1 pseudogene is annotated in these 216 nt (G+C 65.3%); it reads left to right on the forward strand.

Features of this window, described 5'->3' with window-relative positions:
* Positions 1-216, forward strand: a pseudogene (locus G5A07_RS22045) (D-amino acid dehydrogenase); the annotation flags it as partial.

Here is a 216-nt window from a genome sequence, read left to right on the forward strand (position 1 = left end):
GGTTATTCGCTGACCGTGCCGATCACCAACCCGGAGATGGCGCCGACCTCGACCATCCTCGACGAGACCTACAAGGTGGCGATCACCCGCTTCGACCAGCGCATCCGCGTCGGCGGCATGGCGGAAATCGCCGGCTTCGACCTGTCGCTGAACCCGCGCCGCCGCGAGACCCTGGAAATGATCACCACCGACCTCTATCCCGAGGGCGGCGATATC

It is taken from the genome of Stenotrophomonas sp. AS012628, assembly GCF_010608305.1.
Classification (GTDB): domain Bacteria; phylum Pseudomonadota; class Gammaproteobacteria; order Xanthomonadales; family Xanthomonadaceae; genus Stenotrophomonas; species Stenotrophomonas geniculata.